28 protein-coding genes are annotated in these 24880 nt (G+C 71.9%); 16 read left to right on the top strand and 12 right to left on the bottom strand.

Annotated features, from left to right (window positions below; translation table 11 throughout):
• Positions 1 to 21: 21 nt before the first annotated feature.
• From GUY59_RS07735 to GUY59_RS07720, 4 genes are read left to right on the top strand one after another with little or no spacing between them, the layout of a single operon-like run.
• Complete coding sequence (locus tag GUY59_RS07735) at positions 22 to 1011, top strand: AAA family ATPase (RefSeq protein WP_138199715.1); 990 nt, start codon at positions 22 to 24, stop codon at positions 1009 to 1011.
• A gap of 3 nt (positions 1012 to 1014) precedes the next feature.
• Entirely contained in the window at positions 1015 to 1899 is an 885-nt protein-coding gene (locus GUY59_RS07730; protein WP_138199716.1) for a DUF58 domain-containing protein, read from the top strand.
• 43 nt (positions 1900 to 1942) lie between these two features.
• Complete coding sequence (locus GUY59_RS07725; RefSeq protein WP_138199717.1) at positions 1943 to 2893, top strand: VWA domain-containing protein; 951 nt, start codon at positions 1943 to 1945, stop codon at positions 2891 to 2893.
• On the top strand, positions 2894 to 3949 hold the full coding sequence (locus GUY59_RS07720; protein WP_138199718.1) for a VWA domain-containing protein: 1056 nt from the start codon (positions 2894 to 2896) through the stop codon (positions 3947 to 3949).
• 37 nt (positions 3950 to 3986) lie between these two features.
• On the opposite strand, the gene GUY59_RS07715 is transcribed toward GUY59_RS07720, so the two are convergent.
• Together GUY59_RS07715 and GUY59_RS07710 are read right to left on the bottom strand one after the other, a co-directional pair.
• Entirely contained in the window at positions 3987 to 4367 is a 381-nt protein-coding gene (locus GUY59_RS07715) for an RNA-binding S4 domain-containing protein (RefSeq protein WP_132332312.1), read from the bottom strand.
• Between the two features lie 45 nt (positions 4368 to 4412).
• Positions 4413 to 5096: a DUF899 domain-containing protein gene (locus GUY59_RS07710; protein WP_138199719.1), complete on the bottom strand. Its 684-nt coding sequence runs from the start codon at positions 5094 to 5096 to the stop codon at positions 4413 to 4415.
• A gap of 155 nt (positions 5097 to 5251) precedes the next feature.
• Between GUY59_RS07710 and GUY59_RS07705 the strand changes: the two genes are divergently transcribed.
• Positions 5252 to 6676: an FAD-dependent oxidoreductase gene (locus tag GUY59_RS07705; protein WP_138199720.1), complete on the top strand. Its 1425-nt coding sequence runs from the start codon at positions 5252 to 5254 to the stop codon at positions 6674 to 6676.
• Positions 6673 to 8004, top strand: coding sequence for an MFS transporter (locus tag GUY59_RS07700; RefSeq protein WP_138199721.1), 1332 nt, complete (start codon positions 6673 to 6675; stop codon positions 8002 to 8004). Before GUY59_RS07705 ends, GUY59_RS07700 begins: the two co-directional genes overlap by 4 nt.
• Here the strand turns inward: GUY59_RS07700 and GUY59_RS07695 are convergent.
• Together GUY59_RS07695 and GUY59_RS07690 are read right to left on the bottom strand one after the other, a co-directional pair.
• The gene (locus GUY59_RS07695; RefSeq protein ID WP_138199722.1) at positions 7970 to 8953 is read right to left on the bottom strand and encodes a sugar-binding transcriptional regulator; all 984 of its coding nucleotides are present in this window, start codon (positions 8951 to 8953) and stop codon (positions 7970 to 7972) included. The two genes, GUY59_RS07700 and GUY59_RS07695, sit on opposite strands and share 35 nt — an antisense overlap.
• 207 nt (positions 8954 to 9160) lie before the next feature.
• Positions 9161 to 9337 carry a hypothetical protein gene (locus tag GUY59_RS07690; RefSeq protein WP_161714446.1) on the bottom strand — a complete coding sequence of 59 codons (177 nt, stop codon included), beginning with the start codon at positions 9335 to 9337 and terminating at the stop codon, positions 9161 to 9163.
• 58 nt (positions 9338 to 9395) lie between these two features.
• On the opposite strand from GUY59_RS07690, the gene GUY59_RS07685 reads away from it, so the two are divergent.
• Positions 9396 to 10130, top strand: a complete 735-nt coding sequence (locus GUY59_RS07685; RefSeq protein ID WP_138199723.1) for a TetR/AcrR family transcriptional regulator — start codon at positions 9396 to 9398, stop codon at positions 10128 to 10130.
• A gap of 20 nt (positions 10131 to 10150) precedes the next feature.
• Here GUY59_RS07685 and GUY59_RS07680 read toward each other — a convergent pair whose 3' ends face one another.
• Positions 10151 to 11014 carry an NmrA family NAD(P)-binding protein gene (locus GUY59_RS07680; protein ID WP_138199724.1) on the bottom strand — a complete coding sequence of 288 codons (864 nt, stop codon included), beginning with the start codon at positions 11012 to 11014 and terminating at the stop codon, positions 10151 to 10153.
• 160 nt (positions 11015 to 11174) lie between these two features.
• Positions 11175 to 11528: an MmyB family transcriptional regulator gene (locus tag GUY59_RS07675; protein WP_201760609.1), complete on the bottom strand. Its 354-nt coding sequence runs from the start codon at positions 11526 to 11528 to the stop codon at positions 11175 to 11177.
• Positions 11529 to 11763: 235 nt separating this feature from the next.
• Between GUY59_RS07675 and GUY59_RS07670 the strand changes: the two genes are divergently transcribed.
• Positions 11764 to 12807: an alcohol dehydrogenase gene (locus GUY59_RS07670; protein ID WP_138199725.1), complete on the top strand. Its 1044-nt coding sequence runs from the start codon at positions 11764 to 11766 to the stop codon at positions 12805 to 12807.
• Between the two features lie 182 nt (positions 12808 to 12989).
• Complete coding sequence (locus tag GUY59_RS07665; protein ID WP_161714445.1) at positions 12990 to 13148, top strand: hypothetical protein; 159 nt, start codon at positions 12990 to 12992, stop codon at positions 13146 to 13148.
• Positions 13149 to 13336: 188 nt separating this feature from the next.
• Here GUY59_RS07665 and GUY59_RS07660 read toward each other — a convergent pair whose 3' ends face one another.
• Positions 13337 to 13870 carry a hypothetical protein gene (locus GUY59_RS07660; protein WP_138199726.1) on the bottom strand — a complete coding sequence of 178 codons (534 nt, stop codon included), beginning with the start codon at positions 13868 to 13870 and terminating at the stop codon, positions 13337 to 13339.
• Between the two features lie 125 nt (positions 13871 to 13995).
• Between GUY59_RS07660 and GUY59_RS07655 the strand changes: the two genes are divergently transcribed.
• Together GUY59_RS07655 and GUY59_RS07650 are read left to right on the top strand one after the other, a co-directional pair.
• Positions 13996 to 15114, top strand: coding sequence for an ATP-grasp domain-containing protein (locus tag GUY59_RS07655; RefSeq protein ID WP_138199727.1), 1119 nt, complete (start codon positions 13996 to 13998; stop codon positions 15112 to 15114).
• Positions 15115 to 15151: 37 nt separating this feature from the next.
• Positions 15152 to 15331 (top strand): hypothetical protein, encoded by a 180-nt coding sequence (locus GUY59_RS07650; RefSeq protein ID WP_201760604.1) that lies wholly within the window; start codon positions 15152 to 15154, stop codon positions 15329 to 15331.
• Here the strand turns inward: GUY59_RS07650 and GUY59_RS07645 are convergent.
• Together GUY59_RS07645 and GUY59_RS07640 are read right to left on the bottom strand one after the other, a co-directional pair.
• Positions 15320 to 16597 carry a M24 family metallopeptidase gene (locus GUY59_RS07645; protein ID WP_138199728.1) on the bottom strand — a complete coding sequence of 426 codons (1278 nt, stop codon included), beginning with the start codon at positions 16595 to 16597 and terminating at the stop codon, positions 15320 to 15322. The genes GUY59_RS07650 and GUY59_RS07645 overlap by 12 nt on opposite strands.
• 211 nt (positions 16598 to 16808) lie before the next feature.
• Positions 16809 to 17654: an NAD(P)H-binding protein gene (locus GUY59_RS07640; RefSeq protein ID WP_138199729.1), complete on the bottom strand. Its 846-nt coding sequence runs from the start codon at positions 17652 to 17654 to the stop codon at positions 16809 to 16811.
• Between the two features lie 85 nt (positions 17655 to 17739).
• Between GUY59_RS07640 and GUY59_RS07635 the strand changes: the two genes are divergently transcribed.
• Positions 17740 to 18678 (top strand): AraC family transcriptional regulator, encoded by a 939-nt coding sequence (locus GUY59_RS07635; protein ID WP_138199730.1) that lies wholly within the window; start codon positions 17740 to 17742, stop codon positions 18676 to 18678.
• Between the two features lie 7 nt (positions 18679 to 18685).
• On the opposite strand, the gene GUY59_RS07630 is transcribed toward GUY59_RS07635, so the two are convergent.
• Both GUY59_RS07630 and GUY59_RS07625 read right to left on the bottom strand, forming a co-directional pair.
• Positions 18686 to 19156, bottom strand: coding sequence for a MarR family winged helix-turn-helix transcriptional regulator (locus GUY59_RS07630; RefSeq protein ID WP_138199731.1), 471 nt, complete (start codon positions 19154 to 19156; stop codon positions 18686 to 18688).
• Positions 19143 to 19895: an alpha/beta fold hydrolase gene (locus GUY59_RS07625; protein WP_138199732.1), complete on the bottom strand. Its 753-nt coding sequence runs from the start codon at positions 19893 to 19895 to the stop codon at positions 19143 to 19145. The genes GUY59_RS07630 and GUY59_RS07625 overlap by 14 nt, the downstream gene beginning before the upstream one ends.
• A 162-nt stretch (positions 19896 to 20057) precedes the next feature.
• Between GUY59_RS07625 and GUY59_RS07620 the strand changes: the two genes are divergently transcribed.
• Positions 20058 to 20528: a hypothetical protein gene (locus GUY59_RS07620; protein ID WP_138199733.1), complete on the top strand. Its 471-nt coding sequence runs from the start codon at positions 20058 to 20060 to the stop codon at positions 20526 to 20528.
• Positions 20525 to 20872: an alpha/beta fold hydrolase gene (locus GUY59_RS07615; protein WP_201760603.1), complete on the top strand. Its 348-nt coding sequence runs from the start codon at positions 20525 to 20527 to the stop codon at positions 20870 to 20872. Before GUY59_RS07620 ends, GUY59_RS07615 begins: the two co-directional genes overlap by 4 nt.
• Before the next feature lie 18 nt (positions 20873 to 20890).
• Here the strand turns inward: GUY59_RS07615 and GUY59_RS07610 are convergent, their stop codons facing one another.
• Positions 20891 to 21952 carry a Glu/Leu/Phe/Val dehydrogenase dimerization domain-containing protein gene (locus GUY59_RS07610; RefSeq protein ID WP_138199734.1) on the bottom strand — a complete coding sequence of 354 codons (1062 nt, stop codon included), beginning with the start codon at positions 21950 to 21952 and terminating at the stop codon, positions 20891 to 20893.
• A 350-nt stretch (positions 21953 to 22302) separates the two neighbouring features.
• On the opposite strand from GUY59_RS07610, the gene GUY59_RS07605 reads away from it, so the two are divergent.
• Both GUY59_RS07605 and GUY59_RS07600 read left to right on the top strand, forming a co-directional pair.
• On the top strand, positions 22303 to 22692 hold the full coding sequence (locus tag GUY59_RS07605) for a hypothetical protein (protein WP_138199735.1): 390 nt from the start codon (positions 22303 to 22305) through the stop codon (positions 22690 to 22692).
• Positions 22693 to 23306: 614 nt separating this feature from the next.
• Positions 23307 to 24815, top strand: coding sequence for an alpha/beta fold hydrolase (locus GUY59_RS07600; RefSeq protein WP_236666932.1), 1509 nt, complete (start codon positions 23307 to 23309; stop codon positions 24813 to 24815).
• Positions 24816 to 24880 lie beyond the last annotated feature (65 nt).

The raw sequence follows: 24880 nt of genomic DNA, 5'->3' as shown, positions 1-24880 counted from the left end.
GCCTCACGAGAAGGACCACAGATGACCTCGACGAAGTCCCCCGAGCCGGCTCATCCGCTCGAACACGTGCTGTTCGAGGTCAAACGTACGATCGTCGGGCAGGACGTCCTGCTGGAGCGCATGGCCGTCGCGCTGATCGCCGACGGCCACCTGCTCGTCGAAGGCGTGCCGGGCCTGGCCAAGACGCTGGCCGTACGGTCGCTGGCCGCCGCGATCGCCGGAAACTTCCAGCGTGTGCAGTTCACCCCCGACCTGGTGCCCGCCGACCTCGTGGGCACGCGGGTCTACCACCAGCACTCCGGCGAGTTCAGGACCGAACTCGGCCCGGTGTTCACCAACCTGCTGCTGGCCGACGAGATCAACCGCGCTCCAGCCAAGGTGCAGAGCGCCCTGCTGGAGGTGATGCAGGAGCACCAGGTGACGATCGGCCGTGAGACCTTCCGGGTGCCCGAGCCGTTCCTCGTCATGGCGACGGAGAACCCGATCGAGTCGGAGGGCACCTACCCGCTGCCCGAGGCGCAGGTCGACCGTTTCATGATGAAGGTGATCGTCGACTATCCGACGCAGGCGGAGGAACAGGCCATCGTCGACCGGGCGCTGCGCCCGCCGGAGCCGCCGCAGGCCATGGTGACGGCCGACGACCTGATCGCGATGCGGGCCCGCGCCCAGGAGGTGTACGTCGACCCGGCGATCGTCGACTACGCCGTCCGGCTCGTGGCGGTGACACGTTCCCCCGCGACCGGCGGGCTCGGCGAACTCGAACGGTACGTCACCCACGGGGCGAGCCCGCGGGCGTCCATCGCGCTCGTCACGGGAGCACGGGCGCTGGCGTTCCTGCGCGGCCGCGACTACGCCCTGCCGCACGACCTGGCCGAACTCGCGCTCGACGTGCTGCGCCACCGCCTCGTCCTGTCGTACGAGGCCCTCGCGGACGACGTCGACGCCGACACGATCATCACCAGGGTGCTCGGAGCGGTCCGGTCGCCCGACGTCGTCCTGCAGAACCGCTGAGCCATGGCCACCGCCCCCGACAAGCTCCTGCTCCGCCTGGAGTGGAAGGTCGTCCGCAGGCTCGACGGCCGGCTCCAGGGCGCCCACCGCACGACGTACCGCGGGACCGGGATCGACTTCACCGGGTTGCGCGCGTACGGCGACGGCGACGACGCCAGGCACATCGACTGGAACGTGACCGCGCGCCTGGACGAGCCGCACGTGCGCGTGTTCACCGAGGACCGCGAGCTGACGGTGTGGCTCGTGCTCGACCGGTCGGCGTCGATGGTGGCCGGCCTGCCGGGACGCGGCAAGCACGACGTGCTCACCGAGCTCGCGCTCGTCCTCACCCGGCTGTTCGGCCGCGGCGGCAACCGCGTCGGCGCCCTGCTGTTCGACACCGGGATGGTGCGCGTCGTGCCGCCCGGCACCTCACGGCGGCACGCGCTGCGGATCGGCGCCGAGCTGCGACGCACCTCGGAGACCCGCGGCGGCGGCACCACCGACCTGGCCGAGATGCTCGACGCCGCCGGCCGGCTCGCCCGCCGCCGCGCCCTCATCGTCGTGTTGTCGGACTTCATCGGCGACGGCGACTGGGAACGCTCGCTGCGGCGCCTGGCCCGGAGGCACGAGGTGGTCGCCCTGCGGATCGTGGACACCGCCGACGACGTGCTGCCGGAAGCCGGGCTGATCGTGGTCGAGGACGCCGAGACCGGCGAGCAGCTCGTCGTCGACTCCGCCGACCCGCTGCTGCGCGTACGTTTCCGCGAGGCCGTCGACGACCGCGACGCCAGGCTGGCGGCCGGCATGCGCAGGGCGGGAGTGCCCGTGCACCGCGTCGACACCGACCGCGACCTGGCCGAGGCGCTCGTCGAGGTCGTCGCCCGGACCCGGGACCGGCGACCATGACCGGGGCCGCCGGGCGGCGCATGGTGCCGGGGAAGGAGACCTCATGACCCTGTCCTCCCCGCTGCTGCTGACCGTCGGGCTGTTCGTGACGGCGGCGCTCGCCTGGGCCGCCGTCGTCTCGGCGCGCCGGCGCGCGGCCGCACTCGCCGCGGCCGGGATCGCCGTGCGGGGCGGCCGGAGTGCGTACCTCGGGGTCGGGTTGACGATCGCCGGCGTCGCGGTGCTCGCGGTCGCCACCGCGGGACCGGCGGCCATGGTGCCGGTGCCGCGGACCGCGGGCACCGTCATCCTCGCCATCGACGTCTCCAACAGCATGGGCGCCGACGACGTCGCCCCCAACCGACTGGCCGCCGCGCAGCGGGCGGCCCGCGCGTTCGTGGCGGCGCAGCCCGACAGCGTCGACATCGGGGTCGTCGCGTTCGAGCGGGGCGCGCTCACCACCGCCAGGCCCGACCGCGACCACTCGCTCGCGCTCAAGGCCATCGACCGGCTGAAGCTCACCGGCGGCACCTCGCTGGGCACGGCCATCACGGCCGCGCTGTCGGTGATCAGCGGCAAGGAGGTGGCCGTCGGCCGCGACGGGGAGACGCCCGACCTCGGCTACTGGCCGTCGGCGACGATCGTCATGTTCTCCGACGGGCAGAACCAGGGCGGCGACGTCGAACGGGCCGCCGAGGCCGCTCAAAAGGCGGGCGTGCACGTCCACACCGTCGGGGTCGGAACCACGGCCGGGGCCACGGTGAAGGTCGACGGCTACCACCTGCAGACCTCGCTGGAGGAGGAACCCCTCACCGTGATCGCGCAGACCACCGGCGGCGCCTACCATCCCGCCTCCGACACCGCGCGGCTCGACGGGATCGCCGACACGATCGACCTGCGGCTGACCGTCTCCGACGAGCCGCTGCCCCTCGCCGGCGCCCTGATCGGGCTCGCCCTTGCGCTGCTCGCCGCGGGAGCGGCGGTCACCGTGCTCCGGTCGGGACGGGTGATCTAGATGGTGTTCTCTTGGCCGTGGGCGCTGCTGTCCGTACTGATCATTCCGCTGATCTTCGCCATCCGCTGGTGGATGCGGCGGCGGCGCCGGCGGGCGGCCGTGCGCGTCACCTCGATCGCGCTCGTACGCACCGCGCTGCCGGGGCGTACCCGCTGGACGCGGAAGATCCCGGCGGCGCTGTTCGTGACCGGGCTGGCGCTGCTCGCGGTCGGCGCCGCGCGGCCGCAGGCGTCGGTGCCAGTGCCGCAGACGTCGGCGACGATCCTGCTCGCGCTCGACACCTCCGGCTCCATGTGCTCCACGGACGTCGATCCCAACCGCATCACCGCCGCGAGGAAGGCCGCCGCGGAGTTCATCGAGTCGCAGCGGGGCGGGCCGCGCATCGGCCTGGTCACCTTCGCGGGCAGCGCGGGTCTGCTCGTGTCTCCCACCGACGACACCGACGCGCTGATCGAGGCGCTGGACGGTCTCACCGTGGGCCGCGGCACCGCGATCGGGCAGGCCATGCTCGCGTCGATCGACGCCATCGCCGAGGTGGACCCGTCGGTCGCCCCCGCGGGGGCGAACCCTCCCGGCGGGAAGTCCGGCTACGCCGGCGCCGCGATCGTCGTCCTCACCGACGGCGCCAACACGCAGGGCGTCGACCCGCAGACCGCCGCTCAGGAGGCGGCCCTGCGGCGCGTCCGCGTCTTCCCCATCGGCTTCGGCAGCACGAGTCCGGCTCCCATGGTCTGCGAGAACTCGCAGTTCGACGGCCGTGGCTATGGCAGGTGGGACGGGATGAGCGGGCGCGGCGGGTTCGACAGGGGCCGCAACGTGCGCATGCTCGACGAGCCCGCGCTCAAGCGGATAGCCCGGACCACCGGCGGCTCCTACCACCGCGCCGAGAACGCCGACCAGCTCCAGGACGCCCTCGACGCCCTGCCCGGCACCTTCACCGTCATCACCCAGCGGGTCGACACCGCCGCCGCGTTCGCCGCCGCCGGCGGTCTCCTCGTCACGGCCGCCCTGTCCCTCTCTCTCTGGTGGAACCGGCCCCGCCCGCCGACCCGTTGACGCGACGCCGGGTCGCCCGACGCCGCACAGCCCGCGGTCACTCGCGGCGGCCGAGGAGCCTGTCGATGCTGCGGCGTTCGCGCTTGGTGGGGCGTCCCGCGCCGCGGGAGCGGACGGCCACCGTCACCGTCTCTTCACGGGGAGGCGGCGGAGGGCTCTTGTCGACGTAGCACTCGGCGGCCACGGCGGCGCCGACCCGTTTGGTGATGATCCGGGAGACGACCACGATGCGTTCGCGCCCCTCGTGCCGCAGCCGGATCTCGTCACCGGCGCGTACGGCGTGCGCGGGCTTCACGCGCACCCCGTTGACCCGGACGTGGCCGCCCCGGCAGGCGTCGGACGCGATCGAGCGCGTCCTGGTCAGCCGCACCGACCAGATCCAGCTGTCCACCCGGGCACTCACCTGCTCGCCTGCCATGCCGACACTGTACTGAGCGGCGCGACGCGCCGCGGGCCCGGAACCTCAGGCGGGGCCGTAGCGGGCGGCGATGTCCGGGGATTCGGGCCACCGGCTGTAGGCGGGTGACTGCGGCCAGCCGTCGGGCGAATCCTGCCATTCCTCCTGCCGCCCGTACGGCAGCACGTCGATCAGCGCGAAGGTGTGGCTGAGCTGCTCGACGCCGCGGCCGTTGGTGTGCCAGGTGCGGTAGACGGTGTCGCCGTCGCGCAGGAACACGTTGACCGCGAAGCCTCCGCCGGGAGGCGCCCCCACGTCGGCGCCGAACGGGCTGTTCGCGGTCGAGTACCAGGTCATCGTGTTGCCGACCCGCCGCTTGTAGGCGAGCGCCTCCTCGATGGGGCCCTGGGTGACGATGACGAACCGGGCGTCGTAGTCGCCGAGGAACTCCAGCCGGGTGAACTGGGAGGTGAATCCCGTGCAGCCCGAGCACTGCCATTCCTCACCGGGGAACCACATGTGGTTGTAGACGATCAGCTGCCTCCTGCCGTCGAAGATGTCGGCCAGCCGGACCGGCCCCTTCTCGCCTTCGAGGGTGTAGTCGGGCATCTCCACCATGGGGAGGCGGCGGCGCTGGGCGGCGATGGCGTCGAGTTCCCTGGTCGCGGCCTTCTCCCTGGCGCGGAGCTCGTCGAGCCGATGCTGCCAGGTGGCGGCGTCGACCACGGGCGGTAGCGCATTGGTGGTCATGGTCCCTCCTCAGTACGTGCGGTGTCGGACATGCTGACCCGGCACGCGCCCGGAACTCATCGCTGCCCTGGAGATTTGACCGTACAAAACGTGCTCTGTGCACGTTCGTGCATATTTCTTGCCCATCCGTGCACGCAGAAGTCACAGTGGCGCGCATGGATTCGACTGCCCTCCGCTATACGCGCGACATCCCGGTCGGTGAGCCCACGGACGTCCTCGTCGTGGGAGGCGGGCCCGCGGGCCTGGCCGCCGCGATCGCCGCTGCACGGGCCGGGGCGTCCGTACGGCTCGTCGAGCGGTTCGGCTTCCTCGGCGGCAACCTGACCGCCGGGCTGGTCGGCCCCTGCATGACGTCGTTCTCGCTGGACGGCAGCACGCAGCTGATCCGCGGCGTCTTCGACGAGTTCGTCCGCAGGATGGAGGCCGCCGGTGGAGCGGTCCACCCTTCGCGCACCAGGGCGGGAAGCCAGTACTCCGGATTCATGGTGTTCGGGCACGAAGCCGTCACGCCGTTCGACCCCGAGATCGCCAAGCAGGTCGCGATGGAGATGTGCCTGGAGGCCGGGGTCGAGCTGCTGCTGCACAGCTTCGTCGCCGACACCCTGGTGGCGGACGGGCAGGTCACGGGCGTCGTCGTCGCGAACAAGAGCGGGCTGGCCGTGGTGCCCGCCACGGTCACCGTGGACTGCTCGGGCGACGGCGACGTGGCGGCGCGCGGGGGCGCCGCCTACGAGTACGGCCGGTCGAGCGACGGCGCCGTGCAGCCGATGACGGTGTTCTTCCGGGTGTCGAACGTCGACGACGCCAAGGTGCAGGCCTACCAGGACGCGCACCCCGACGAGCTGTTCCCCTATCAGGGCATCGTCGAGCGGGCCCGCGGGGAGGGCCGGTTCCCGATCCCGCGCCGCGGCGTCCAGCTGTTCAAGACGCTGGAGCCGGGCGTCTGGCGGATCAACACCACGAGGGTCCTCGGCATGAACGGCACCGACGTCGGCGACCTGACCCGAGCCGAGGTGCTCGGCCGGCGGCAGGTGCGGCAGCTGATGACGTTCTTCCACGAGAACCTGCCGGGCCTGGAGGAGGCCAAGCTGCTCGACACCGCCGCCACGGTCGGTGTGCGCGAGAGCAGACGTATCGTCGGTGAGTACGTCCTGACCTTGGAGGATCTCGTCGACGGGAAACATTTCGACGACGTCGTGGCCGTGGCCGGCTACCCGGTCGACATCCACAGCCCGGTCAGCGGCGACGGGCCGTTCGAGGACGGCATCCCGCCGACCGCGAACATCTACGAGATCCCGTTCCGCAGCCTGCTCCCGGTGGAGCTCGACGGTGTTCTCGTGGCCGGCCGGTGCATCTCCGCGACCCACGAGGCGCTGGCCGCCGTGCGGGTGATGCCACCGTCGTTCGCGATGGGCGAGGCGGCGGGGCTGGGCGCGGCGATGGCGGTCGCCGCCGGCGTCGCGCCGCGGCGGGTCGACGTGCCCGCGCTCCAGCAGCGGCTGCTCGACCAGGGCGCCTACCTCGGCCCGCGGGCCGAGCGGCTCCCGGCCGCGAGCGGCGGGCCGGGAGGCGGACGATGATCCGCCGCGTGGTCTCCGCGAGCACGATCGGGACCGCGCTCGAATGGTACGACTTCATGTTGTACGGCACCGCGGCCGCGCTCGTGTTCGGCAAGGTGTTCTTCCCCGAAGGCGACCCGCTCGCGGCGACACTGGCCTCGCTCGGCACGTTCGCGGTCGGCTTCTTCGCCCGCCCCGTCGGCGGCATGCTCTTCGGCCACCTCGGCGACCGGTACGGACGGCGGTTCGTGCTCGTCGTGACGTTGACGGTGATGGCCGTCTCGTCGACGGCGATCGGCCTGATCCCCGACTACGCGTCGATCGGCGTCGCCGCCCCGGTGATCCTCGTCCTGCTGCGGATCACGCAGGGTCTCGGCGCGGGAGCGGAGTACGCGGGCGGCGCGCTGATGGCCGCCGAGCACGCGCCTCCCGGCCGTCGCGGGTTGTTCGCCGCGATCCCGCCCACGGGCAACGCGCTCGGCGTCATCCTCGCCACCCTCGTGTTCACCCCGTTCACGTGGCTGGCCCAGGACGCGTTCCTCGGCTGGGGCTGGCGGGTGCCGTTCCTCGTCAGCATCCTGATCCTGCCGGTCGGCCTCTACATCAGGTCACGGGTGGACGAGACGCCGGCGTTCACCGAGAGCGTCAAGGCCGGCGACCGGAGCGCCGCGCCCCTGGTCGCGGTGCTGCGGGAGGCGCCGGGGTCGCTGCTGAAGGGTTTCCTGGTCAGCGTCGGGCCGAACGTGGCGACGTACATCCCGAGCGTCTACGCGCTGTCGTACGTCACCGACAACGTCGGCCTGGCCGCGGCGGTCGCCACGGGTGGACTGCTCGTGGCCAACACGATCAAACTCGTCACGCTGCCGCTGTGCGGCGCGCTGTCCGACCGGTTCGGGCGCAAGCCGGTGTTCATCGCGGGAGCCGCGCTGTGCGCCGTCGCCGCGTTCCCGTTCTTCTGGCTGCTCGACACCGGCAACGTGCTGCTGGTGTGGCTGGCCATGCTCCTCGTGCTGACGTTCGCGAACGACCTGATGCTGGGCTCGCAGGCGTCGATGTTGCCGGAGCAGTTCCCGACCCGGATGCGGTTCACGGGAGTGGCGGCGAGCCGGGAACTGGCCGCGGCGGCCGCGGGCGGCACCCTGCCGTTCATCGCGGCGTTCCTGACCGCGCGCACGCAGGGCACATGGGCGATCTCGGCGCTGATGGTCGTCATGTGCGCCGTCGCGATCGCCGGCGCGCTGGTGGTCAGGGAGGGCCGCGGCGTACCGTTCGGCAGGGCCGGCGAGGAGAGCGACGGCGGCGCGCCGGCCGCGCTCAGGGATGCCGCTCCAACAGAACGTGGGCGGTGATCTCGTCGACGACGAGCTCGGTGACGTAGCCGCCGGTGAGCGCCGCGTGCAGGGCGTCGACCTTGTGGTCGCCCGACACGGCGCAGATCCGGTGCTTGATCTGCCGGAACTGGTCGAGGTCGGGCCCGCTCGTCCTGGCGTTGAACCTGACGCGGTCGTGCGTCCCGTCCAGCCGGTAGAACGAGGTGGCGATGTCGCCGACGGCGCCGTCCTCCGCCAGCGAGGCGAAGTCGCCCTCGTCGAGGAAATAGCCGCTCAGGTAGGGGCTGCTGGGTATCCCGTCGGTCACGGTGCCCACGCTGAACAGCGCCGCGTCGGCGCTCTGCTGCAGCTCGACGACCCAGCGCACGCTGCGCTCGCGCAGCAGCAGCTCCTTGGTCCGCGGTGAGTCGAAGAACAGCGGTACGGGGAACTGCTGCACGTAAGCGCCGAACGCCGCCCCGAAGGCGGACAACATGGAGCCCGCGTAGTGCATGCCCGTCGTACGGGCGTTGCCGAGGCCGTTGAGCTGCACGATCTGGCAGTTGGTGGTCTCCTTGGGCACCAGGCAGCGGCTGATGGCGTTGACCATCGTGCCCCATGACACGCCGATGATCATGTCGGAGTCGAACACCGAGGTGAGCAGCCGTGCCGTGTAGACGGCGCACCGTTCCAGCCGCTCCACCGTCGAGGCGGTCGTCGGCACCGGCACCACGTGCGCGTGCACGGCGTACCGTCCGGCGAGCTCGGCCTCACTCCGCGTCGACCGGGTGCGGGGCGGCATCACGCGGATCTCGACCAGGCCGACGTCACGCGCGTAGGCGAGCAGCCTGGACACGGTCGAGCGTGAGGCGCCGAGCTCCCTGGCGATCGTGTCCATCGTGACGCCGTGCAGGTAGTACTTCCTCGCCGCCCACAGCGCGTCCTCCACGCGGTGGTCGACGGCCGGGCGTTCACCTTCGACGGACATACGGCCTTCCTACAGCGGCAGGCGGCCGATCAGCAAGCGTCGTCCCAGGTGGGAGCCCGCCAAGAGGAGCCGGGTGAACCCGCCGCTGGACACCAGGCGGCGCCCCCGCCACCCTGGTCTTCGAGCTCTCGCAGGGTCGCCATGAGCGGCACAGTAGCGGCAGGACATCGCGGGGACCAGCCGATGTGCCTGCCTGCGCAGACACCCTCAGGGCGGCGTGGGGAAGCCCTCACTCTCCCGCGCCGCCGAGGCCCAGGCCGCGGCGTGCTTCGCCGCGCACGCGGTAGCGGTGGCGGAGCGGCGATGCCCCACCTCCCGCTTGAACGCGGTGCTGAACGCGCTCTTCGACGCGTAGCCCAGCTCGGCGTCCGCCCGGCCGATCACCGACTGCTCGCGACATGACAGTGAACACCGATACGGGCGCAGCGGTATCGTTGCATCCATGCGGACAAGGGCGGACACCTCGCCGGGCTCCACACCGGAGGGCGGAGGACGCGAGCTGACCCGCCGGCGGGTGGTCGAGGCCGCGGCCGGCCTTCTGGCACGCGAGGGACGCGAGGCGGTCACCACCCGCGCGGTCGCCGCCGCGGCCGGCGTGCAGCCCCCCGCGATCTACCGCCACTTCGACGACATGGACGGCCTGCTCGACGCGGTGGCCGAGCACGGCTACACCCGGTTCATCGAGACCAAGCGCGCCGTCCCCATCCCCGACGACCCGGTCGACGACCTGCGGGCGGGCTGGGACCTCGCCGTCGAGTTCGGGCTCGCCAACCCGGCGCTCTACGCGATGTTGTACGGCGAGCCGAGGCGCGGCACGGACTCACCCGCGCACAGGGCCGGCATGGAGATGCTCCACGGGCGCATCCGCCGCATCGCCGCGGCGGGCAGGCTCCGCGTCGACGAACCGCTCGCCGCCGCCATCATCCACGCCACCGCCCGCGGCGCCGTGCTCACCTGGCTGTCACTCCCCGAGGACGGGCGCGACCCGGCCCTGCTGACCGCCATGCGCGAGTCCATGGTCACCGCCGTCACCACGGATGAACCAGCCGTGCAGGACCCCGGCCCCGCAGGCGCGGCCAGGGCACTGCGCGCCGCGCTGCCGCAGCAGAGCACGCTCAGCGAGGCGGAGCAGCACCTGCTCGGCGAGTGGCTCGACCGCCTGGCCGCCGACGTGTAGTCCTCGGAAGCCGGCGGCCCTCAGACGGTGGCCAGGTCCTTGCGTACGACGGCGCTCAGCGGGGTGGGTGCGTGGCCGAGCAAAGTGGCCAGGGTCGGGTCCACGGTGGCGAACTCGCCGGCGCGGGCGGCGGCGAACATGCCGAGCAGGTGGCCCGCGTACTCGTCTGGCACGCCGTGCTCGGTCAGCTGCCGCCGGAAGGCGTCGTCGGGCGCGACGACCCTGGTGACGGTGCGTCCGGTGACCTCGCCGGCGATGCGGGCGACGTCGTCGAAGGTCAGTGCCTCGGCGGCGGTGAGCGGAGGAGTGGGGCCGTCGAAGCGGCCCTCGCCGGCCAGGACGGCGGCGGCCGCGTCGGCGAGGTCCTCGTGTGAGGTCCAGCTGACCGGCCCGTCCGCGGGGATCACGAGGTGGTCGGACCGCATGGCCTGGGCGAGGAGCCGCACCGCGTTGGCGGCGTAGAAGCCGTTGCGCAGCGAGGTGAACGGCACGCCGCACTTCCGCAGCGCCTCCTCGGTCGCGGCGTGGTCGCGGCAGGCCTGGAAGTGCGAGGAGGCGCCGGCCGCCATGTGGCTGGTGTAGAGGACGCGGCGGGCGCCCGCCGCGACGGCCGCGTCGATCGCGGCGCGGTGTCGCCGTACGGCCTCCTCACCCAGCGCGTCGATCGAGACGATGAGCACCTGCGTGGCGCCCTCGAAGGCGTGGGCCAGGGTGGCGGCCTCGGCGAAGTCGCCGCGCCGCACGCGCACGCCCTGGTCGGCGAAGGCCTGTGCCTTGCCGGGGTCGCGGACGCTGACGCCCACCTGGCCCGCGGGCACGCGGGTGAGCAGCCGCTCGACGATCTGGCGCCCGAGCAGTCCGGTGGCGCCGGTCACGATGATCATGTCGTACTCCCGTGGGTGTGTTCCGATGGAAACACGACCATCGTATCACTGATAATATCAGTGGAAGCAATGATGCGTATCACTGATAACTGCAGGGGGCGTGACGGTGGTGTCGCGGGCCCCATGCCGGCGTCGACGGGAATCGTCTCCGGATGGCCGTTCACCTGGTCTCTGCGGAGGGCGTCGCGGGGGCGGCCAGGCCGCTCAGCAGCCGGATCGCGTCGGCGGTGGCCGAGCCGGGCTCGACGTTGTAGACGCACAACGTCTGGTCGGGGTCGCCGGAGGACTGGAAGGACTCGTACGAGAAGTGCAGCTCCCCGACCGCCGGGTGGTGATAGCACTTCGTGCCGTGGGTGCGGCGCAGCACGCGGTGGTCGTTCCACCAGGTGGTGAACTCGGGGCAGCGCAGGGTGAGCTCGCCGACGAGCTCGGCCAGCGTCGGGAGCGCAGGAAATAGGCGAGTTCGCTCCGTCTGTCCATCAGATCCTCCCGAGGGGACCGTCGTCGCCTGCAGGCGATCAGCGAGAAGCCGCGCCCTTCAGGGAGCGGAGGATTCACAACACCATTGTCGTCCCGTCGGGAAGAGAGCACCGGCGGCCGGGTGGCCCTGTCAGTACCTGCCTTCTCGGTACCTGCCCGCGAAGGGCCTGCTCAGAGCCCTTGCCGAGGGCTGTGGCGTGGTGTCCTGGGTATGGGCCCGGTGCGGACCGGTTCCGCCACAACACAGTCTCCTCCCTAAGGGGTTCACCATGTCCACGCACACTTCCGCCAAGCCGCTGACCGTACGAGCCGCTCAGGTCACCGAACCCGGCGGCGCGTTCGACGTGGTCGAGCGCGAGCTGCCCGAGCCGCGGCGCGGTCACGTCAGGCTGACAGTCGAGGCGTGCGGCGTCTGCCGTTCCGACGCCGCGTTCGTCAACGCCGCCTTTCCCGACGTGCCGTTCCCTCTGGTGACCGGCCACGAGATCGCCGGACGCGTCGAAGCCGCGGGCGAGGACGTCGAGGACTGGAACGTCGGCGACCGGGTGGCCGTCGGCTGGTTCGGCGGCAACTGCGGCACGTGCCCCGCCTGCCGCCGCGGCGACTTCATCCACTGCGCGCGCATGCAGGTGCCCGGCTGGGCCTACCCCGGCGGGTACGCCGAGGCCGTGGTCGTACCCGTGTCCGCGCTGGCCCGCATCCCCGACGAGCTCAGCGCCGCCGAGGCCGCGCCCATGGGATGCGCCGGCGTGACCACGTTCAACGCGCTGCGCCACAGCGCGGCCGGTCCTGGCGACCTCGTCGCCGTGCTCGGCGTCGGCGGGCTCGGCCACCTGGGCGTGCAGTTCGCGAACAAGCTCGGCTTCGAGACCGTGGCCGTCGCGCGGGGCGCCGACAAGGCCGACGCGGCCAAGCGCTTCGGCGCCCACCACTACATCGACAGCACCGCGGGTGACGTGGCCGGTCAGCTGCAGGCCCTGGGTGGGGCGAAGGTCGTCCTCGCCACCGCGGCCAGCTCCGCCGCCATGGGCGCCGCCATCGACGGGCTGGGCGACAACGGCGAGCTCATCGTGCTCGGCGCCACGCCCGAGCCCATCCAGGTCAGCCCCTTCCAGCTCATCTCGTCGAGCAGGACCGTGCACGGCCACCCGTCCGGCACCGCACGCGACGTCGAGGAGACTTTGCGCTTCGCCGCCCTGACCGGCATCCGGCCCATGACCGAGACCCGCCCGCTGGACGACGTCGCGGCGGCCTACGACCGCATGATGTCCGGCGACGCCCGCTACCGCATGGTCCTCACCACCGGCAGGTGACCGGTGGTCGGATCCGCAGGGTGTGACGCAATGCCCGGGAATGAGCAACGCCGCTCCCATCGCCTGGTGGTCGGCGGCGGGAGCGGTTCGAGAATCGTGGCCCTTCGGACTCCTTGGCCACGGAGGGCTGATCAGGACTTGCCGAAATTGATCGAACCCAGGACATCGCCGGTCTCCAGCCGTTGCTGGACGCGGCCGAAGAGGCGGCGGCGGAAGAAGAGCGCGGCGGCGAGCCGCGGTCCGCGGGGCAGGCGGCGATGGAGGAAGCGCTGAAAGAGTCGGGCCGGACGGCCGAGGACCTCACCGCCCCCGACACGGAGGACGGCGACAGCGCCGGTTGACGTCGCGGCGCGTGCCGGAACCCCGGCGACGGCGGCGATTCCCTGGAATGGGCCACCTCCTGCCCGCCGCCGCGGCACAGCTTCACGTCCATGCCGCGCATCCGCTCAGAACGGCCCGCGTTCGACCTGCACTACCCGCACGACCGCGCCGGGATCGAGGAGGACGGGAGCACCCGACTGATCCTGGCTCAACGGGTGTAGGCCTTCTCGCGCGGCAGCGGGGCGCTGCCGGAACGGCGTCCGGGTTCGGCCGCCGCGTGGCGCTGACCGGGCCCTGGGCCGCCGCGCGCGGCGAGGGCGTCGGCGACGGCGCCGGTGACGAAGCCGTAGACCGACTTGTGCAGCACGTCCACGGCCAGTTCCCGCCTCGGCCACGTGGGAGGCGGGGCGCCGACGCCGGTGGCGTTCTCCAGGATCTGGTCGGTGGTCAGCCGGACGGCGGTGAACATCAGCGAGGACCATCCTCCACGCAGCCCCGCCAGCGCCATCGTCGAGCGCAGCACTCCGACGAGTGCGCCCTGGCCGACGTGCATGCCCAGATTCACCACCTGCGACGCCCGTCCCCGGTGCTCCCGCATGCCGGTCAGCCGTTCCAGCACGCGGGCGGGGACGTGGGAGTCGGGGCGGGAGGTGAGGCGCTGCTCGGCCTTCTCGGCGAGGGTCATCGCGACCGCGCCCGCCGTACCGGCGACCAGCCCCTGCCACAGAGCGCGTCTCATCATGACGCCCGACTACCCTGGCCGCCCCCCGGCACACCGCAGGCGCCTGCCCCGGCCTCGACGCATGCCCGCGCCGCGGGCGGGTAGCTGGGCCCGGCTGGGATGACGCCGGGTGGACGTGGGGTGCATTGCGCGCACTGATTGTGGAGACGGGCTTCAGCAGGGGAGCGCTTGCCGCGGTCCGCTCCCTCGCCGGCGCGGGCTGGCAGGTCGGCGTCGGCCATCCGAAGGCCGCCGGGCTGGCGTCGTCGTCGCGCTTCTGCCGCTGGAAGCACCGCGTGCCCGCGGCCCACGAGAGTCACGACGCCTTCATGGCCGCCGTCGGGGTCGCGGTCCGCCGCCACGGGTACGACGTGGTCTTCGGCGCCGGCGAGGCGGAGGTCCTCGCGCTGTCCATGGCCAGGGACGAGGTGCCGTCGATCGTCCCGTACGCCGGCCACCGGCACGTCGTCCGCGCCATCGACAAGCAGGAGTTGTGCGACGTCGCCGAGTCGGTGGGCTTGCGCACGGCCAGGATCCTCGACCCGCGCGTCCTCACCGCCGAGCACCGGCCCGTCGTGGTCAAGGCCCGCCTGCACGCCCGGCCGGAACAACCGGGAGCGCCGCCCAGGATCGACACGCTCGTCGTGCACGGCGCCGACGCCGCGCGCCGCCGGGCCGACGAGGTGCGCGAACTCGGCGGCGAGCCGCGGGTCGAGGAGTTCCACGAGGGCCGGCTGATGGCCTACTCCGCCGTGTCCGCGCTCGGAGGCCGGGTGGTGGCCGACTGCATGCAGGTGGCCTCGCGCATCTGGCCGCCGCAGGCCGGCGCGAGCTGCCGCGCCGAGACCGTGCGCGTGGACGCCGGCATCAGCGGCCCGGCGAGCCGGCTGCTGGCGAGCCTCGGCTGGTTCGGGCTGGCGCAGCTGCAGTTCGTGGTGCCCGAGGATGGAACGCCCCGGCTCATCGACCTGAACGGCCGTTTCTACGGCTCGATGGCCCTGGCCACCGCCGCCGGCGCCAACCTGCCCGCGGCGTGGGCCGACCTCTCGATCGGGCGGGAGGTGCCGTCCGTGCGGGCCCGGCCCGGCGTGCGGTACCAGTGGCTGGAGGGAGACCTGCGGCGGGCCGTCGTGGAACGCCGCTCCGGCCTGGTCGCGGACCTGGTCGGCACCGTGCGCTTCGCCGGGGGAGCCGCGCACAGCACCCTGTCCCTGCACGACCCGCTCCCCGCCTTGGCGGGCGTCTTCAGGCGGGTGCTGCGGTGAGAGGGCCGGCGGCCGCTCCGGCGGCGCCGAACGCCGCGTGGCCGCCACCGGTCAGGACGTCTACGCCGTCAGCGCGCCGCTCGCGGTGGAGGCGGTCGACCCCGGCCTCACCGGCCGGGCCAAGGCGACGGGCGTGGTCTTCGCGGGCGCGGCCTTCGACGCGCCCGACTTCCTCAACGCCCTGTCACCGCACGTCCCGCTCGGCTCACGCGACTGACCGGCGGTGACCAGGAGCCGGCGTTCCCGTCGCCCGCAGGATCCGGGCTGTGTACGGGTTGAGCTGGACCGGCAGGTCCTCGCCCACGACCACCGTGCCGCCGAGGTGCACCATGCGGCGCCCGAAGGCGTAGTTGGGCTCCAGGACGAAGGTCATGCCGGGTTGGAGCACCATGTCGGCGAAGAGGGTGCCGCCCTCCGGCACGGACGGGTAGTCCTCGGCGCCGGGGAGCTCGCCGACGTCGGTGCGGATGGCGCCCAGCGCGAGGCCCGGGTTGAGCGAGTGCACCGCGATGCTGTACACCGAACCGTCGGCCGCCAGGATCGGCTTGTGCACCGCGTCGACGAGCTCGCCGAACGTCCGCCCCGGGCGCAGCGCTTCGAGGCCCGCGTCGTAGGCGGCGCGGGCGACGTCGCCGGCCCGGTGGAAGTCCTCGTGCACGTCGCCGACGGCGATCGTCACCTGGTGCTGGGTGTGGCGTCCGCCGAAGGCGCAGAACACCTCCGCGTAGATCACGTCGCCCTCCCGCAGGACGCGCGGAGCCTTGGGCCGGTAGCCCCACTCCGGCAGGCCGGAGGCGACCTGGTCAGGGCCTGACCAGAAGTGCATGGCCGCGGGGAGCGTGCCCCGCCGGTATCCCTCGTACATGCCGGCCGCGTACACCTCGCTCTCGGAGACGCCGGGAGCGGCGGTCTCGACCATGGCGCGCACCATGGCGTCGCCGATGGCCGCGGAGTGGCGTACGAGGTCGAGCTCCTCCGGGCTCAGCCGGCTGACGAGCTGCGCGAACGCCACGTCGACCGGCGTGAACTCGGCCTCCGGGAAGCGTGACAGGACGGTGTCCCAGAGCCGGAAGGGCAGGATGCCCTCGGGGTGCCACGGCAGGTGGGGGCCGAGTCCCACGACGCCGATCTTCCCCTTCGCCAGCCCCAGCCCGCCGAGCGTCTCGGCGATCGCCGCGGAGTGCCGGAAACCGCGCAGGTTCCCGGGCGGGAACCACATGTCGTCCCGGCGGGACGACTCCAGGTGGTCCGCGATGAACAGCGGGCCGGGGAACAGGCAGAGCGGATCGCCGGTCCGCGGGAAGACCACCGTCGTCCCCGGCCGGCCGTTGGTGAACCACGTGTCGTACGCCACCTGCGCCGGGCCGGCGTCCTCGTGCTCGCCGAAGACGAGCAGCGCGTCGAGCCCCTCGCGCTCCATGAACACGCGTGCCAGCTCCCACCGGCGGTCCCGCTCGGCCGTCGAAAGCGTCGGTACCGTCATGCCGTTCTCCCCGGGATTGCCGTGGACCCGGTCCGGGCGGTCAGGGCCAGGCCGTCGTCCCACAGCGCGTGGGCCGGCGTTGGGCAAGCGGGGTGCCGCTCGCCGAGCTGTTTCGTCGTAGTCATGCCACCAACGGTGCGCGCCGGTGAGCGGCTGGAGAAGGCTCAACCCACCCGGGGACACGGGATCCCTGGTTGACGGCGGGGGAGCGTCATGGCGACCACACGCCGGCGCGCGCGGTGGTTCGTGTCCAGTCGGCGAAGTCGCGTGGCTCCCGGCCGAGGACCCGCCGCACGCCGTCGGAGAGGTAGCCGGAGCGGTGGTTGCGGATCACCGCCAACAGGTCGCGCAGGGCCTCGGCCTCGACCTGCGATGCGCCCTGGCCGACCATTTCGGTGACGTGCTCCTCGGGTTCGAGTGCGACGTAGCGGATCTGCCGGCCGGTCGCGGCGGACAGTTCGGTCGCGACCTCGTCCAGGGTGAGGGCGCGGGGGCCGGACAGCGAGTACGTCTCGCCCGTGTGGCTCTCGTCCAGCAGCGCGGCCACCATCACGTCGGCGACGTCCTCGGTGTCGATCCATGGTTCCGCGCCGTCGCCCGCGGGCAGCCGCAGTTCGCCGGCCAGTACCTGGGCGTGCATGAAGTCCGTGCTGAAGTTCTGCATGAACCAGGAGGGCCGGACGATGGTCCAGGCGGCGTCACTGTCCTTGACCGCGTTCTCCAGTTCGAGCTGGGCGTGGTAGACCTCGAAGTCGCGGCCGGGGCTGCCGACGCCGCGGCCGGACAGCAGCACCACCCGGCGCAGTCCGTTCGCCGCCGCGTGCTGGACGAACCGCCCGGCCAGCGCGAGCCCCGGCGGGTCGTACGGCGGGACCACGTAGGCCGTGTCGATCCCGGCCGTCGCCGGGAGCCAGGTGCTCCCGTCGTACCAGTCGAAGCGCTGCTCACTCGATCGCGAGGCGAGCCTGGTCGGGACGCCGCGCGCCCGCAGCCGCCCGGCGACGTGGCGGCCGGTCTTGCCCGCGCCGCCCAGGATGAGGATCGGTGTTGTCGTCATGTGCTGAGTCCACCGCGAAAGGGTGAGACAGGCCATGGCTGTTCAACGCATTTTCATGTCTGTGAATCTCACCTAGTCTGTGGCTATGGACGTGCTCGACGATTTGCTGGCCGGCACCAGAGCCCGTGGCGGCGTCTTCAACCTGACGATCATGGACCCGCCGTGGGCGCTGCACATCGCCGACGAGGCGCCGCTCTCGCTCGCGTCCCTCATCCGCGGCTCGGCCTGGATCGTACGCGACGGCCTCGCGCCCGTCCGGATGGAGGAACGCGACGTCGCCGTCCTGCGCGGAACGGAGCCGTACGTCGTGGGCGACGACCCCGCGACCGCGCCGCAACTGCGCATCCACCCGGGCGGACGCTGCGAACCTCTGCCGGGAGCCCCCGTCGATTACAGCGCGCGACTCGCGGTCCGTACGCACGGTGGGCGCCCCGAAGGCGCCGCCATGGTGGTCAGCGGCACCTACCAGCTGGAAGGAGACGTCAGCCGCCGCCTGCTCGCCGCCCTGCCGCCGGTGCTGGTGGTGCCGGCCGCCGACGTCGCCGGGCACGTCATGGACATGGTGCTCGGCGAGATCCAGCAGGATCAGCCCGGCCAGCAGAGCGTGCTCGACCGGTGGCTCGACCTGGCGCTGATCACCACGCTGCGCGCCTGGTTCGCCAGGCCGGAGTCGCAGGCGCCCGGCTGGTACCGCGCGCAGGGCGATCCCGTCGTCGGCCTGGCGCTGCGTCTCCTGCACGAGGATCCCGCGCACCCGTGGACCCTCGTCGGGCTGGCCGAACGCACCGGCGTCTCCCGCGCGAGCCTGTCGCGCCGTTTCACCGCCCTGGTCGGGGAGGCGCCGATCGCCTACCTGACGGGCTGGCGCATCACCCTGGCCGCCGACCTGCTGCGCACGACCGACGACACCGTCGAGACGATCGCCCGCCGGGTCGGCTACGCCAACGCCTTCGCCCTGTCCGTCGCCTTCAAACGGCTCCGCGGCATCAGCCCCACGGCCCACCGGCGCTCCCAGGCCGCCTGACGGTCCCTCAGCCGGGATCCGCTTCGGGGCGGGCGCGGCGGGCCAGGGCTTCACCGGCGGGCAGGCCGCCGACGAACGCTCTGAGAAAACCGAGGACCTGCTCGACGTCGCGGCCCTCGGCCGCGGCGTCGATGGACTGATGCAGCCGTTCCTCGATCTCGGCGATCCGCCGTACGAGATCGTCGCCTTCCGCGGTGAGCGACAGGTCGATGTGGCGGCGGTCGTGGGCCGCCACGTCCCGCCTGACCAGGCCGATGCCGACCAGCCGGTCCACGAGCCTGCTCGGGCTGTTGCCGCTCTCGCAGACCAGCAGTTCGCCGAGGCCGCTGAGCGTGAGAGGGCCGCGCTCACCCAGGACCCGGATCACCTCCGCCTGGGAGGGGGTGATGCCGAGCGGCCGAAGGGCCTGGCCGAGCAGCCGGTTGCCTTCCCGCTGCGCGGCCAGGATCAGGTATCTGAGCTCCTCAGCGGGCCGCATGGGCCGTCTCGTGATCGGCGGCCGTCTCGGCCAGGAACGTCTCGACGGCCTGGGCGTACGTCTCGGGGTGCGTGAAACGGAACATGTGCCCGGTCCTGTCCAGCACGACCTCGCGGGAGCCGGCGATTCCCGTACGCATGATCTCGGCTGCCTGCTCGCCGATCAGCTTGTCGTGCGACGGCGTGATGATCAGGGTGGGGACACGTACGCGATCGAGCCGGTCGACGTAGTCGGCGGTGAGCGCCGCGCCGACGCGGGCCCCGAAGGACGCCGCGGGGGTGTGGTCCAGGAACAACCTGCGGCTGTCCGCCTCGCTCCAGGGCACCTGGCCCTCACGGTCGTGCGGTGAGGCCAGCCGGTGGGCGTGCGCGCGCAGCGCCAGCTGGCGGTAGAGGCCGCCGCGCAGCCTGCCCATGAACCGCATGGCGCTCCTCCAGACGGGAGAGGTGACGGGGTTCGCCGCGAAGCCACCGGACATCACCAGGGCACGCAGCCCGGCCGGCCGGCGCACGGCCAGCGCGAGCGCGATGTTCGCCCCGAACGAGTCGCCCACGAGCACGTAGTCGTCCAGGTCGGCGACGTGCGCCGCGGCGGCGTCGGCGTAGGCCTCCATGTCGGCCACACCCTCGGGAAGCCTGAAGGTGCGCTGCGGGCGGTGGGCCAGCGGGGTGAGCCGCGTCAGATCCCACGGAGCGCCGGAGAAGCAGGGGATGAACACCAGCGTCGGTTGGTTCGTCATGTCATTAGATTACACGACATATATGTCGTGTCAACTATTCTGGGAACCCGGCGAGAGCCCGCGCGGCGGCCGGCGGAGCCGATCACCCGGCACCCGGCCAGGACGCGCCCTCAGGCCGGAAACCCGATTGATCGCTCCTGCGGTCGGTGCGACCATCCTGGGATGGAGGCAGAGGAGCTGCGAAAGATCGAGGCGAACGTCAACCTGGCCATCGAGCAACTCGCACCGCTCAGCGACGTGGACTTCGGCCTCAACGCGGAGTCCGTCGAGTGGGTGGATGGCTTCATCGAGCGCCAGCGTGCCCGCCCCGGCTCCGACCCGGAGCAGATCGACGGGCTGGTCGGCGTGCTCGGTTCGTTCCTGGGCGCCTGCCTGGTGGCCGCCACGGGCGGCCGCTGGCACGGGCCGGACGACGAAGCGTGGGGCGTGCTCCTTCCCGACGGCAGCACGGCCTTCCCTTTCACGAAAGTACGCAAGCAGTTCCGCGCCGGGATGGAAGGCGGCGAGTCGATCTCCGGCTTCTACCGGGTCGCGGTCGGCTACTTCGCCACGGGGAAGATGCGGGAAGCCCGTGAGGCAGGAGCCGGCCAGGACACGACGTCCGTTCAGCGCCGCCCAGGCCGTACTGAATGACCTGCTCCAGAGTCGACAACAGCAGCGTCGCCCATCGCTGGGCGCTCGACCACCCCGGGCAGGTCGAGCGGCTCACCGTGCTCGACGTGGTCACCCACGACTACCGCGCCCACGAGCAGGATCTCGCCCTGGACGACGAGGACGCCGCCGCAGGCCGCCGGCTCACGATGCCGGTCCTGGCCCTGTGGGGCTCCGTGGGGCTGCCCGCTCGGATGCCGACCCTGGAGATCTGGCGTGAGTACGCCGACGACGTGACAGGCGCCGAGATCCCCGAATGCGGCCATTTCATCCCCGAAGAGCGACCGGAGGCCCTGCTGGCCCACCTCCTCGACTTCCTCGGCTGAGACTGCCCGCCGCGCTGCTCACCGTCCCGGCTCGGGAGCGAGGGGAGGGCCGTCGGCGAGGTCGGCGGGGTCGCGCCAGGTGGCGAGGAACCCCTCCGCCAGGGCGCACGAGCCCGCGAACGGCCCGCCGGGATGCGCAAGCGCCAGCCCCGTGAACCGGCCGATCCGCTCCTCCACCAGGTCCCGCGCGGAGGCGGCGTCGGGCACCCGGCCGGCGCGTTCGGCCAGGTAGCCGATCGCCGCTCCGGCGCCGCAGACGAAGTCGGCCAGCGTCGTCACGTCGCGCTCCGTGAGGGTGCGCAGCCCGGCCCCGGTGTAGGGCACGTTCGCCGCCGGTGCGATCACGCGGGCACGCACGCCGGCGGCGCGCTCGGCGGTCAGCGTGCCGGTCCGCGCGCCGGGCACCAGCACGTCCGCGGTCACCTCGTACAGCGTCTCGGCGGGCCGTACCGGCAGGCCGAGCAGGTTCACGCAGGCGTCGCCGTGCTCGGCGCGCAGCTCCTCCAGCGCGGCGACGTCCAGCCCGGCCGGGTCGGCCACGCAGCCGTGCAGCGTCGAGAGGGCGACGAGCCGCGCGCCCCGCCGCGCGGCCTCACGTACGACGGCCCCGCCCACCTTGCCGAACCCCTCCACCGCGAACGTGCGCCCCGCCAGCCCGCCGAGCGCGGTCTCCGCGGCGACCACCACGCCGAGGCCCGTCACCATCGTGTCCACCAGCTCGCCGTCGACCTCCTGGTGCATCACCGAGTCGGTACGGTGACCGGGCAGCGAGGCGAAGTCCCGCGTATGCGTGCCCAGGTCCGAGGCCGTGACGAAACCGCCCTTCTCGACCAGCGGGGTGATCTCCTGGCAGTAGCGGTCCAGGACGGCAGCCCGGTCCTCGGGCCCCGCCCGCAGCACCGCCTTGGCCCCGCCGATCCGCTCGCCGAGCAGGGCCAGCTTGTACGTCATCGCCCGCGCCAGCAGCCCTGCCTCGCCACGGGTGGCGTCGGGGGCCAGCCGGGTGCCGCCCGCGCTCGTCGGGCAGTCGAGGTCGAAGGCGATGTATCCGTCCACCGAGGCCAGTTCCACGATCCTCATGCGCGCTCCTCACGTCGTCCGCTGCCGACCAATCTCGACGCGAATCGCACGCATGTCCACCTTCGTCAGCGGAAGCCGTCAGGGCAGAGGAAGGCCCGGATGCGGGCGGCCGGCGCTCGCGAGGAGCGCCTCGCGGTCGTCCATCGCCAGGGGCCGAAGCCGCCGGGGTCGCTCATCGTGGCTCCCGGTCGCCGGATCAACGCAGCAGCAGCGATCTTATTGAGCCGTGCGAACGCGGCCTGCTGTGGCGCCGATCACATCCGCTGTGTGGATTCGTCCACAGTTAATCCCTGCGAGTCTCCGTAGTGTCCCTTTCACCGGATCACACCGACACGGGGGAGGAACCCGAAATGCGTAAGACCTTCGCGATCGCCGCTCTTGCCGGTTCGATGGCCGTCACCGGCCTCGCCCTGAGCCCGGCCGCCGCCCAGGCGACCACGCACTCCACGACGACCTGGGGCAAGTTCTTCTCCAGCGACGGCAAGGCGTACACGTTCGGCAAGACGTGGAAGAGCCACGGCAAGGTCTTCACGAAGTGGTACGGAGTGGACAAGGTCGGCGGCAAGAAGGGGTGGGTCTGGTTCGAGGTGTACCAGAACGGCCACTGGACCAAGTTCAACAAGGCGTGGGACGGCAAGGTCACGGGCGCCTGGAGCGGCCGGGGGATCAAGAAGGTGTACACGTTCACCTGCTGGGCCGGGAAATTCGACAACTGCGGCAAGAAGTACCGCATCCACTGAGGGTGAGTCGCGGGGGAGGAAACCGGGCGCCATAGGAAATGCCTAGGGCGCCCGTTGGCATTTCGTCTTTGCCTCTCTTTCCGGACGTAGCGTGAAACAGCTCGACGAGGTGCGCGCCGCGATTACTTCTGGCAGTCGCGAGTCGTGTGCACCGGCTTTGGGTCAGGAAGATCAGATGCGATGTGCGGCGGTTCGGAATACGGCTGAAACGAGCCGAACGAGCTGACCATCCCTCCTCCTCAACGCTGTTGGCACTTCGGCCACCGGGCGGTTGAATGCCAACGACCGATGTGGCGGGTGCGCACGTCCGTGGAACTGCGTGGGCGGGCGGTCATGATGCGGGACCAGCCGCATGGCGTCGACGAAGGAGCCGGTGTCGCCGGCCAGGTGGTGATGCCGAGCATCCAGTCGCGATTGCCACGCCCGACCCCACACTGCCTTTTCTGGAAACAGAGAGGAAACGGCCGCTGTGGCCGAATAGTACGAACGTCGAATCCGGTGTGCCGCGGGACCTCTGGTCCGGCCAGGTGGCTCTCGTTCCCCGTGGAAGGAATCAACCAATGAATCGTGCGGCTGCGGCCCGTTCGGCCGGTCTCCTTTCAGGAACGTTGCTGATGAGTTCTCTCGTCGTCGCTACGCCCGTCTCGGCGGCCATCGGCGAGGTGGGGGGCGCGGCCAAGGCGCCTGCCATCGAGTGGCAGGAGTGCCCGGAATACTCCGACGAGGACCTGCGCCGGTTGGGCGTGTCGGAGGAGAAACTCGAGGAGTACAGGCAACTGCTCGGCCGTACCGAGTGCGGGACGATCAGCGTTCCCCTGGACTATGACGATCCGGCGGGCAAGCAGATCAGCATCGCCCTGACCAGGTTGAAGGCGGCTGATCAGAAACACCGTCGGGGCAGCCTGGCGTTCAACCCCGGGGGCCCCGGCGGGTCCGGCTATCTGATGCCCCACCGGATCGTCACGAATGGGGCGGAGCTGGACGAGCGCTACGACCTGATCGGAATCGACCCGCGAGGCGTCGGCTCCAGTACGAAAGTCGCGTGCCCCGAAGGTCAATGGAGCGAACGCCCGCCGGGCCCAGTCACCGAGGAACACGCCAGGAAGGCCTACGCCGAGACGGTCAAGATAAACCGGGAGTGCGCCCAGTCGAATCCCGAATTCCTCGAACAGGTCACGGCCGCGAACGTGGCCCGTGACATCGACAGGATCCGCGCCGCGCTGGGCGAGCCGAAGATCAGCTTCCTCGCCGGCTCCTGGGGCGCCTGGCTCGGCGCGGTGCTGGGCAGCCTCTTCCCCGGCAAGGTGGACCGGATGTGGCTGGACAGCGTCGCCCCTCCCGACCACAGGAGGGACACCGGGGTGGAGGCCGGGGCCAAGGCCGCTCACCGCAACTTCCAGCGGATGGCCGCGTGGATCGCGGCGCGCGACGACACCTACGGGTTCGGCACGACCACGAAGGACGTGGTGGCGGCGCTTGAGGACATGCAAAAGGCGTACGACGCCGATCCGCTGACATTCACCGACATCGGGCTCACCGTGGATGGGACGCTGATCGCCGAGGCCGCAGTCCGGCCCAGTACACAGTGGCCAAGGGCCGCCCAGGTGCTCAAGGAACTGGTCGACGCCGAGGGCCCGACCGCGCCGCCGGCGGTCAAGGAGATGTTCGGCCCCCAGCAGGACGGCAGGGAGCTCACGGCGAACCGAGCGTTCCAATGCAACGAGGAATTGGGCGAGCGCACGTTCGAGTCGTGGTGGAACGCCTATCTGAAGCGTGTGCAGCGTTACCCGGTGACCGGACGGACCGTGGCGGCGACCCCCTACGTCGCGCCGTGCGCGGGGTGGCCGTTGCCGGCGCAGAAGACGGACCTGCGGCCCTTCGGCGGCTCGCTGATGCTCTCCGGCCACCTCCACGAGAGCATGTCGCCGTACGAGTCCACGCCCGCCATGCGCGAGGCCATCGGCGGGACCGTGGTGACCATCGACGACGACGTGCACGGCTCCGCCTTCCAGGTGCCCGGCTGCATCGAGAAGCTGGTCGACTACTTCGAGACCGGGAAGCGCACCACCACATGCCCAGGGATGCCGCTGCCGGAGTCGGCCGAAACCCGCAACCGCGTCTGACCCCGCAACCGATCAAGGTACGCCCACAGGTGTCCACCGCGTCAGCTCCCATCGTGACCCCACGT

The sequence above is a fragment of the Nonomuraea sp. K271 genome, assembly GCF_009908215.1.
Taxonomy (GTDB): domain Bacteria; phylum Actinomycetota; class Actinomycetes; order Streptosporangiales; family Streptosporangiaceae; genus Nonomuraea; species Nonomuraea longispora.
This window is presented reverse-complemented; position numbering and strand designations above follow the sequence as displayed.